Genomic DNA, 9,890 nt, shown 5'->3' on the forward strand with positions numbered 1-9,890 from the left:
CGGCACGGGGACGGACTGCAACAAAAAACCCGCCGTGAGCGTCAAGCTCGCGGCGGGTTTCTCTTTTGCGGCTCCAGCTTTATTTCGCCGGTTCGTCTTCGTCCGCGTCCATCGGCTCGCCGTCGCCGTCCGGATTGACGGCTTCGGGCGTCACCGACTCGGTTGGCGTCTCCGGGATTTCGATCGTCGAGAGATCGACGTCGAGCGGCTTGTCGAGCGCCCAGGTCACGAGGCCGGGCCACGAGATCACGAGGGCCACCATCACGACCTGCAGCAGCACGAACGGGATCGCACCCATATAGATGTCGGAGGTCTTGATCTCCTTGGGTGCGACCGAGCGCAGGTAGAACAGCGCGAAGCCGAACGGCGGATGCATGAAGCTCGTTTGCATGTTCACGCACAAGATCACGCCGAACCAGATGAGGGCAGCGTCCGCCCCCACGAGCGGCGTCAGCAGCTTCTGCGCCACGGGGGCCAGCATCGGCACGATGATGAAGGCGATCTCGAAGAAATCGAGGAAAAACGCCAGGAAGAAGACGAACACGTTGATGAAGGCAAGGAAGCCCCAAGCCCCGCCGGGCAGGCCGCTCAGCAGATGTTCGACCCACAGATTGCCGTCCACGCCCTGGAACACAATCGAGAAGCAGGTCGAGCCGATCAGGATGAACACCACCATCGCGGTGATGCGCATCGTGGTCTGGTAGGCCTGGCGGATGAGGCCGCGCAGATCGGGGATCAGCACCGCCCGGATGCACAGCCACACCACGCCCACATAGAGGGCGGCGAGTGCGAAGCGGAACGGCGTGGATTTGAACGCGAAAATTCCGATCGCTGTGGCTATTCCGGCCGCCACGACCATCAACACGAACGCACCGCGCCCGGTGACGCCGATATCCTTGTGGTGCAGCACGGCAAGGATGACGGCCCCGACAGCGCCCATGGCACCTGCTTCCGTCGGCGTGGCAAGGCCCAGCATCATCGTGCCGAGCACCAGGAAGATCAGCACGGCCGACGGCACGATGCCGATCAGGCATTTGCGCCACAAAGCCCAGCCGACGAGCGTGAGATCGGATTTCGGGATGGCGGGCAGCGCATCGGGCTTCACCAGCGTCAGCGCAAACGTGTAGCCCGCGAACAAAGCGATCTGCATCAAGGACGGGCCCCAGGCCCCCAGATACATGTCGCCGACCGAGCGGCCGAGCTGGTCGGCCAAAACGATCAGCACCAGCGACGGCGGGACAAGCTGGGTAATGGTGCCCGATGCCGCAAGCACGCCGGTTGCGTAGCGGATGTCGTATTTGTAGCGCATCATCACGGGCAGCGAGATCAGCGCCATTGCGATGACCTGGGCCGCCACGGTGCCGGTAATCGCACCCAGCACGAAGCCCACGATGATGACCGAATAGCCGAGCCCGCCTTTGAGCGTGCCGAAGAGCTGGCCCATCGAATCGAGCATGTCTTCGGCAAGGCCGCAGCGCTCGAGGATCGAGCCCATGAAGGTGAAAAACGGAATCGCAAGCAGCAGGTCGTTGGCGAGGATGCTGCCGAACATGCGCAGCGGAATCGCCTGCAGGAAGCTTACCGTGAAGAAGCCGAGCTCGATCGAGATGAGGCCGAAAAACAGCCCGACCGCCATCAGCGAAAACGCGACCGGGTAGCCCAGGAGCATGAACACGACGAGGCCGCCGAACATCAGCGGCGGCATGAACTCCAGCGGAATGGTCACTGCTGCGGCCTTTCGTACTTGGCGTCGATCACGGTGTAGCCCTGCAAGGCCCCGATGCGCTTGATGATTTCGGAAATGCCCTGCAAGGACAGCAGCGCGAAGCCCAGCGGCAGCAACGCCTTGACCGGCCAGCGCAACAGGCCGCCCGCATTGTTCGAGGCTTCGTTGATCAGGAACGACTGCCAGAAGATCGGCCAGGCGAGCCACATGAACAACAGGCAGGCCGGCAGCAGAAACAGCAAGCCGCCCAGAATGTCGACCCACAGCTGGGCGCGTTCGGAAAGCTGCATGTAGAAGATGTCGACGCGTACATGCTCGTTGCGCTGCAGCGTGTAGGAAGCACCCAGCATCACGGCGACCGCGAACATGTACCACTGCACTTCGAGCCAGGCGTTGGAGCTGAGGTCGAAGGCGTAGCGCGACATCGCGTTGCCGGCACTCACCACGCAAGACAATACGATCATGCTGTTGGCCAGAACGCCGAACTTGGCGTTGAGCCAATCGATTCCTTGGCTGATTCGCAGCAAAAACAGCACGTTCGCGCCCCCCGGCGTATTTTACAGCGTCGTGTTGGTGTTGTAGCGCGTTGATATCGCATATTTGATGTAAATTCGCCATTCCAAAGCGCGCGGTAATTTCTTGGCTTCTTCCAGAATCGATTCTAATTTCGGCTTGAAATGCCCCCACAAGACGAGCTTTCGACCGCTGGCCCACGCGACGCGTTGCCGAAGCCCTCGCAGCTCGGGTTGCGCGCGCGCCTGCATGCCTGGTGGGAGGGCTACGAAATCGACAAGAAGCGGCCGGAACAGGTTCTGCGCAGCCCGCGCGCGGAAACCAAAGCCGAGCCGTCCACCCCGCCAACACCGCCCAAAGATTTCTGGGGGCCTGAGCGCATTCTCGTCGGCCAGATGATCTGGGGCGACGGATTTACCTTTCCGGGCGGCGGGGAATTTGCCGCCGATCTTGCGCAAGCGCTGGTCGTGAACAAAAACTCGATTGCGATGGATATCGGCTGCGGCCTCGGCGGCGGGACGCGTGCGATCGTCGAGCGTTTTGGGGCCAAGGCGCACGGCTTCGATATGTCGCCGGAACTGGCGCGTGCCGGCGATGCGCTGTCGGCCAAAGCGGGCCTCGATCTGCGCGCGCCCATCGCTTCCTTCGATCTCGAAGCGCCGGACTGGCCCAAGCAGCATTTCGACGCAGCCTTGATGCGCAGCGTTCTGTCGGTGGTGCCGGACAAAGTCGCTTTCGTGCGCCTGGTCGGCGAATCGCTGAAGCGCGCGGGGCGGCTTGTGCTGCTCGATTGGGCGTTGGCCGAAGACGAGCGCCAGGGCCCAGCCTTTGCGGCCTACATCGCGGGCGAGGCGCGCCCGACCCATCTCGGCACGGTCGGTCAGCTGACGTATTTGGTCGAGACGGCGGGTTTCACCGTGCGCACGACCGAGGACTATACCGATACGTTTGCCCCCATCGTGCTCGACGGCTGGTCGCGCATCGAATCGATGGTGACGGCCGGCATGCTGAAGCCGGCCGAAGGCAAGGCGCTGCTGAACGAGGCCCAGCTATGGGCGCGCCGCATTGCGGCGATGAAAGCGGGCGAATTGCGCGTCGCCCGCATCGAAGCCCACAAAAAGGCCTAACCAGCGTCGAGCCCGGCGAGAAAGGTCCGTGCCGCAGCAGCGATTTCGGGCGCGTGCGTCTCGAGCGCAAAATGCCCGGCGTCGAACAGATGCGTTGTCGCGTGCGGCAGCAGGTCTTGGAAATAGGCCACACCCGCCGCCGTGAAAAACGGATCGTTTTGGCCCCAAACGATCAGCATCGGCGGCTGGTGCTTTTGCAGATAAGCACCCCAGGCCGGGTACTGGGCGACATTGTCCCGGTAGTTGTGGAGGAGCTCGAGCTGGATCCGATCGTTGCCGGGCCGGTCGAGCCCGGCTTGGTCGTGGATCCAGGCATCGGGCGACAGGCGCTCGGCGCGCGTCGCGCCGTGCGTGTACTGGAACTTTGTCGTGGCGGCGCCGAGGAAACCGCGCAGCGGGGTTTCCGTTTCGGCCGTCCGGTTCTGCCAGAACGGCGCGAAGTTTTTGACCACATCCGGGTTCCAGCCCTCGACATTCGCGACCGCGTTCTGCACGATGAAGCCGCGCACGCGCTCGGGATGTTTGAGCGCCAAGCGCAATCCGACCGGGCCGCCGTAATCCTGCATGTAGATCGTGTAGCGGTTGGCGCCGACGGCCTGGGTGAAGCCGTCGACGATGTCGGCCAGGGCGGCAAAATCGTAGTGGAAGTCCGCGAGGCTCGGCTGGCCGGATTGGCCGAAGCCCGGATAGTCCGGCGCCAACACGCGGTACTCACTCGCCAGGAGCGGGATCAAGTCACGGAACATATGCGACGACGACGGAAACCCGTGCAGCAGCAGCACGACCGGCCGGTCGGCCGCCCCCGCCTCGCGGTAGAAGATTTCCAGACCGTCGACCGTGACGGTCTTGTAGCGAACCTGCGTAGGGGTCGGATAGACCGCGCTAACTGCTTCTTTCGACATTGTTTTCTCCTGGGATCCAAAGATGTAACCGTTAAAACTAATTTTGAAAGGTACGCGTTGATCTGAAACCTGTCAAATGCTATTTTAATGGTGTTAAAAAACCGAGGGCAAAGCCATGGACTCGAAGCCGACGGTATCGGATCTGCGCGACGGCATGCCGTTTTTGGGCGGCCATTTGTGGCTCGATCTGCTGAACAGCACGCCGATCTTGGCTGGAATTGAACAGGATCTATTGGCCACACCCGAACAATTCGCGCGTTGGCTGGTGGCCGCCGGTTTGCCATTGCCCGAACAATCGGCCGCAGATCAGGCACGGCGCACATTGGTGGCGCTGCGCCAGCGCTTGCGTGCCGCGTTCGACGAAATGCGCGCGACCGGTGCGGTTTCGAAAACGGCGGCCTATGCGGTCAATCTGCTTCTTGCCCAAGCGCGCGTTGAGCTGCGTTTGGAAGTGACGGCAAGCGGCGCGCAGCTGGTCGAAACATTCGAGCCGGGTGCCGGCGGCCCGGCCGCGACGGTCGCCCAGGATTTCGCGCGCTTTGCAGCGACCCCTCCGGCGGCGCAGCACCGTCTCAAGGGTTGCGCCAATCCGGCCTGCAACATGGTGTTTTTCGACTCCGGCAAAAACGCCACGCGCCGCTGGTGCAGCATGGCGCTCTGCGGCAACCGCGAAAAAATCAAACGCTACCGCAAGCGGAAAGCGACACCTTGAGCGTGTCTGAAACCTCAAGCAGGCTTGATTTTTACTTAGGAATATGCTCTACATTTGCCATCGCTGCATACGGCGGTTGCTGTTTGACAAGTGAAGATCGGAATCGCAGAGATCCTTTGAATACGGGGTTTCGCAATAGGTAATCCAAAATCTTCGCCGGGGTTACAATGTCGAAAAATCAATGGGATAAATAGGCTACCGTCGCGGTTTGTCGCGTTTGGTAACCTATTCTTTTGGGGCCCCTAGCGGTCGGCGATGATTTTGACGCGCGTGCCGGGTGCAAGCGCTTCGCCTTGTTTGAGGCCGTTGATGAGCTGGAAGCGCTCAAGCTTGAAACCGTCGTCGGTCGCCATACGCCGCGCGAGCGTTTCTTGGGTATCGCCGGGGCGAACGGTTGCGATGCGCATGCGCAAGGGCTGGGCGTCGCGCGCTTCGGCTTCGCTCAACGCCCGGAAAGAATACGTCGTGCGCCGGAAATCGTCGGTGAAGCGGTCCGCCACCTCGGCGGGGGCGGCCAGCAGCATGCGGTAGAAAGCACCGTCCGGATGCTGGATCACGACAAGACGCGCGGCGACCGAACCGTTTTGCGTGCGCAAACTGGCGGGGGCCGTTGCTGCCGGCAGGCCGTTCACGGTGATCGTCTCGACATTCCGCAGCGTTTGGCCGCGCGCCCACACGCCGGTCAGAAAATCGCGCGGGTTTGTGGCCGCCCGTGTGCGGACCGCATCGACGCGCATCGTGGCGCCGCTCGGGCCCCGTGCAGATACGGCATCCGAACCGTTCTCGATGCGGAAGCCCTTGGGCGCTTCGAAGCGGATGCGCAACGCCGGATGCAGGAAGACATTGCCGCGCACGAAGCCTGACTCGCGGTCGCCCAAGACCGAGAGCCCGTCGATCGCCTCGAAATATTCGGCCACACCTTGGCGTGGGTTTGCCGCCACGATCATGCCTTGGGCGCGTGCTGCCTCGGTTGCCGCCACCACGCGGTCGGCGGTGCGCGGATGGGTCTGCATGATGCTGAACGAGTCGGCCGATTCGGGATCGCGGCCGAGCATCTTGGCCGTGAGGCGCGTCTCGGCACCGAGCTTGGCTAGCATCTCGGCGGCCTCGGCCGGGTCGTAGCCTTCGCTTGCCATGTAGCGCACGCCGAGCTTGTCGGCCTCGAATTCCTGCTCGCGCGAGAAACCGGCGAGCCACATGCCGGCCCCGGTACCGGTGGCTTGTGCCGCAAGAGAGCCTGCATCGCTCGAGCCCGTCAGCACGGCAACGCCGATGCCGAGGATATTCGTGAAGATGTTGGCCGCCTGGCCGCGGCTCAAACGCTCGGCCGTGTGGCGGGCGGTCACATGGCCGATCTCGTGGCCGAGCACGGAAGCGAGTTCGGCCTCGCTGCCCATCAAACCCAACAAGCCGCGCGAGATATAGACGTAGCCGCCCGGCAGGGCGAACGCGTTCGAGATATCGCTGTTGAGCACGGTGAAGGTGAAGCTCGAGCCGGCGAGTTCGCTGCGCGCGGCAAGCCGTTCGCCGATGCGCTGCACATAGGCCTTCACGCGCGGATTGTTGTATTCGCCGCCATATTGTTCGAGCACTTTGGGGTGCTCTTCGCGGCCGATGCGCATCTCCTCGGCCGGGCTCACGAAGGCCGTGAACTGGCTGCGGCCGCTGGCTTGGTTCTGCGCGCAAGCGCCCAGCGCCAAGGCCAAACCGCATGCCGCAAAAAGCGAAAGAAATCGACGCATGGGCGCGAATCTGTCGCGGGTGTGGGCTAAGGTCAAGCCCGCCTTGACGAAACGGCCCTCCTTGACGAAGAAGTGGCCGCACGCGAAGCTCGCCGCCATGCCTGCCGATTCAGCCTTGCGCACAGATCTCTATCCGCCGCTCGAACCCTACGGTTCCGGCATGTTGGACCTCGACGGTCGCCACCAGATGTATTGGGAGCAGTCGGGCAATCCGGCGGGCCCGGCCGTCGTGTTCCTGCATGGCGGGCCAGGGGCCGGGGCAACGCCGACCCATCGGCGTTTTTTCGATCCGCTGCATTATCGCATCGTCGTGTTCGACCAGCGCGGGGCCGGCCGTTCGCGCCCGCACGGCGAAACGACAGACAACACCACGCAGCTCCTCGTCGCCGACATGGAGCGTCTGCGGCTGCATCTCGCCCTCGACGCGTGGCACGTGTTCGGCGGCTCGTGGGGCTCAACGCTCGCTTTGGCTTATGCGCAGGCGCATCCCGCGCGCGTGCGCTCGCTCGCGCTGCGCGGCATTTTTCTCGGTCGCAAGATCGAGATCGACTGGTTCTTGTCGGGCATACGGTTCGTGTTTCCCGAGGCGTGGCGCAAATTTTCGAGCTTCCTGCCCGAGGCCGAGCGTAGCGATCTGCTGGCGAACTACTGGACGCGGCTTGCCGACCCCGATCCGGCCGTGTCGCTGCCCGCCGCACGCGCGTGGAGTTCGTACGAGGGCTCATGCTCGACGCTGATGCCGAGCCCCGACACGGTGCTGGCCTTCTCCGAAGACCGCATGGCGTTGGGCCTCGCGCGCATCGAGGCGCATTATTTCCGCCACCGCGTGTTCCTGGGCGACACCGAACTGCTCGACGGTGTGGATCGCATCCGCGATATCCCGACAACGATCGTACAGGGCCGCTACGACATGGTCTGCCCGATCGTCACGGCCGACGAATTGGCAGCACGCTGGCCGCAGGCGCGCTATCATGTCGTTCCCGACGCCGGGCATTCGGCCATGGAACCGGGTATTCGCAGCCATCTTGTCGCGGCGATGGAGCGAGCCAAAAGGCTCTAGAGAAGGACATCGCGTGATCGAGGCGGATTCGCCAGCACGGCGCCAGCGCGACTACGCCGTGATCGGTGCGGTCGGGCTTGTTCATTCGACGAGCCATGTTTTCCAATTCTGTCTGCCGCCGATGTTTCCGCTGCTGCAGGAAGAGTTCGGCATGGGCTTCGCCGCCCTCGGCAGTGTGGTGGCCGCGTTCTATCTGGCCTCGGGGCTCGGCCAGGCTTTTGTCGGCATCTTTGTCGATCGCTGGGGCGGGCGGCGCGTGCTGGCCGCAGGTATGGCGCTGTTGGCGAGTGCGATCCTCGCGATGGCCTTTGTGCCGGCTTTCTGGATGTTTCTGCCGCTCGCGGTCCTGGCCGGGCTCGGCAATTCGGTATTCCACCCGGCCGACTTCGCGATCCTGGCCTCGCGCGTGCATCCAAGCCGCACGGGTCGCGCCTTTTCGATCCACGCGTTCGGCGGCACGATCGGCTACGTCGTGTCGCCGCTGCTGCTGGCGGCGTTGGGCTTCTGGCTTGGCTGGCGCACGGCCCTTGCGATCGGCGGCATCTATGGTTTGGTGCAGGCAGCGTTCGTCTATCTTGCGCGCGATCTCTTGGGCGAAGCTGCACCGACGGCCGCTGCCGCCAAAGAAGGTATTCGCGAAGTCGCGGCCGCCTTCGGCAAACTGCTCGTGATGCCCGCGATGCTCGCAGCGTTCGTCTATCTGACGATGACGGCGATGTCGAGTTCGGGCGTGCAGACGTTTGCCGCCGCAAGCCTTGCCGCGATCCACGGCATCGAGTTCCGTGCGGCTACGCTGGCTGTCACGCTCTATCTGGTCGGCAATGCGATCGGCATCCTGGCGGGCGGGTTCGTGGCCGATGCCACCGACCGGCACGACCAGGTCGCGGCCGCGGGCTTGATTGCCGCCGCCTTGCTGCTCGCAAGTTCGGTCGCCTTCACCCCGCCTTTTGCGGCGGTGCTCGTACTTTTCGCGGCAACCGGCATGGCGGTCGGAATCACGTCGGCCGCGCGCGATATCTTGGTCAAAAAACTCGCTCCGCCGGGGGCCACGGGCCGCACCTTCGGGCTCGTCTATTCGGGCTTCGATATCGGCTCGATGCTGGCCCCGCTGCTGCTCGGCTGGTTCCTCGACCATGGCTGGCCCGAGGGCACGCTCTACGGCATTGCGGTCGCGTTTGTGGCCACGATCCTTGTCATCCGCATCGTGGATTCTTTTGCGCGTGCGGGTTATTCTCACGCGCCGCGCACGTCCCCGTAGCTCAGCAGGATAGAGCAGCAGTTTCCTAAACTGCGGGTCGGAGGTTCGATTCCTCTCGGGGACGCCATTTTTGAAACGACGTTTGATTTTGGCCCTTGGATTTTGCCTTCCTAAGCCAATGAATCTAAATGCCGATTCGGTAGTTTAAGGCGCGCACGCGCCTGAACGCTGCTGCCTTTTCCCGAGGTTCTGGAATTTCAATTGAGAACAGCAAAGTACATTTGAATTCGATGCTCGTGACTTTTTCGAGTTTTCGGGGTATCGTTCTATGGAATCAGCAGAAGCTGGTTTTGTATCTTCCAGAAGGAAAGAAAACGCTATGTCAAACTCCATCAATACCAATGTTGGTGCGTATACGGCCCTAGCGTCGTTGCGCGTGACTCAAGTCGGACTTAACGTCGCTTCCAAACAGGTTCAGACCGGCTACCGCGTTGCCGATGCGGAAGACGATGCCTCGACCTTTTCGGTGGCGCAAGGCATCCGCGGCAACCTGCAGGCTTACGGCGCCATCCAGGCGTCGCTCGCCAACGGTGTCGGCATCGGCTCGGTGACCCAGGCAGCCCTGACGAACGTTTCGAACCTCATCGGCAATCTGCAAGCCAAGATCACGCAGCTCGCCGACGGGTCGATCACGGCCAACCAGCGCACCATCTACACGGCCGACTTCAACGCGCTGACGTCGCAGGTCGCCAACTTCATCAGCCAGGCAAACTACAACGGCACCAACCTGCTCTCGGCAGGCTCGACGGCCAAGACGTTCCTGGCCGACACCAATGCGACCGTGCTCACCTTGAGCGCGCAGTCGTCGGTCGATGCGGCGTTCAACACGTTCGCCACGACCGCCAACATC

General features: G+C 62.9%; 9 protein-coding genes and 1 tRNA gene. 6 read left to right on the forward strand and 4 right to left on the reverse strand.

Annotated elements, in window-relative coordinates; genetic code table 11:
- Positions 1-79: 79 nt before the first annotated feature.
- Positions 80-1,705 carry a TRAP transporter large permease subunit gene (locus tag O9320_07920; protein MCZ8310766.1) on the reverse strand — a complete coding sequence of 542 codons (1,626 nt, stop codon included), beginning with the start codon at positions 1,703-1,705 and terminating at the stop codon, positions 80-82.
- Between the two features lie 17 nt (positions 1,706-1,722).
- The gene (locus O9320_07925) at positions 1,723-2,262 is read right to left on the reverse strand and encodes a TRAP transporter small permease subunit (protein MCZ8310767.1); all 540 of its coding nucleotides are present in this window, start codon (positions 2,260-2,262) and stop codon (positions 1,723-1,725) included.
- A 141-nt stretch (positions 2,263-2,403) separates the two neighbouring features.
- Here O9320_07925 and O9320_07930 point away from each other — a divergent pair, with 141 nt between their 5' ends.
- Positions 2,404-3,366, forward strand: coding sequence for a methyltransferase domain-containing protein (locus tag O9320_07930; protein MCZ8310768.1), 963 nt, complete (start codon positions 2,404-2,406; stop codon positions 3,364-3,366).
- Here O9320_07930 and O9320_07935 read toward each other — a convergent pair.
- On the reverse strand, positions 3,363-4,268 hold the full coding sequence (locus O9320_07935; GenBank protein ID MCZ8310769.1) for an alpha/beta hydrolase: 906 nt from the start codon (positions 4,266-4,268) through the stop codon (positions 3,363-3,365). The genes O9320_07930 and O9320_07935 overlap by 4 nt on opposite strands.
- A 115-nt stretch (positions 4,269-4,383) precedes the next feature.
- On the opposite strand from O9320_07935, the gene O9320_07940 reads away from it, so the two are divergent.
- Positions 4,384-4,980, forward strand: a complete 597-nt coding sequence (locus O9320_07940; GenBank protein MCZ8310770.1) for a CGNR zinc finger domain-containing protein — start codon at positions 4,384-4,386, stop codon at positions 4,978-4,980.
- A gap of 242 nt (positions 4,981-5,222) precedes the next feature.
- Here O9320_07940 and O9320_07945 read toward each other — a convergent pair whose 3' ends face one another.
- On the reverse strand, positions 5,223-6,722 hold the full coding sequence (locus O9320_07945; protein ID MCZ8310771.1) for a M48 family metalloprotease: 1,500 nt from the start codon (positions 6,720-6,722) through the stop codon (positions 5,223-5,225).
- A 97-nt stretch (positions 6,723-6,819) separates the two neighbouring features.
- Here O9320_07945 and pip point away from each other — a divergent pair, with 97 nt between their 5' ends.
- The 4 genes from pip to O9320_07965 form a co-directional block, all read left to right on the forward strand.
- On the forward strand, positions 6,820-7,782 hold the full coding sequence (gene pip / locus O9320_07950; protein MCZ8310772.1) for a prolyl aminopeptidase: 963 nt from the start codon (positions 6,820-6,822) through the stop codon (positions 7,780-7,782).
- A 13-nt stretch (positions 7,783-7,795) separates the two neighbouring features.
- A complete protein-coding gene (locus tag O9320_07955; GenBank protein MCZ8310773.1) occupies positions 7,796-9,040 on the forward strand; it encodes an MFS transporter in 1,245 nt (414 codons plus the stop codon).
- Positions 9,031-9,107 (forward strand) — tRNA-Arg (locus O9320_07960). The genes O9320_07955 and O9320_07960 overlap by 10 nt, the downstream gene beginning before the upstream one ends.
- Before the next feature lie 252 nt (positions 9,108-9,359).
- Positions 9,360-9,890, forward strand: a 531-nt coding sequence (locus tag O9320_07965) for a hypothetical protein (protein ID MCZ8310774.1), incomplete at its 3' end; no start/stop codon positions are given.

The sequence above is a fragment of the Magnetospirillum sp. genome, assembly GCA_027532905.1.
Lineage (GTDB): Bacteria > Pseudomonadota > Alphaproteobacteria > CACIAM-22H2 > CACIAM-22H2 > Tagaea.

Excerpts from the sequence above, each read along its gene's own strand:
- O9320_07920 (MCZ8310766.1), bottom strand. The coding sequence starts at position 1,705 with ATGCCGCCGCTGATGTTCGGCGGCCTCGTCGTGTTCATGCTCCTGGGC.
- O9320_07945 (MCZ8310771.1), bottom strand. The coding sequence starts at position 6,722 with ATGCGTCGATTTCTTTCGCTTTTTGCGGCATGCGGTTTGGCCTTGGCG.
- O9320_07930 (MCZ8310768.1), top strand. The coding sequence starts at position 2,404 with ATGCCCCCACAAGACGAGCTTTCGACCGCTGGCCCACGCGACGCGTTG.
- pip (MCZ8310772.1), top strand. The coding sequence starts at position 6,820 with ATGCCTGCCGATTCAGCCTTGCGCACAGATCTCTATCCGCCGCTCGAA.
- O9320_07935 (MCZ8310769.1), bottom strand. The coding sequence starts at position 4,268 with ATGTCGAAAGAAGCAGTTAGCGCGGTCTATCCGACCCCTACGCAGGTT.
- O9320_07940 (MCZ8310770.1), top strand. The coding sequence starts at position 4,384 with ATGGACTCGAAGCCGACGGTATCGGATCTGCGCGACGGCATGCCGTTT.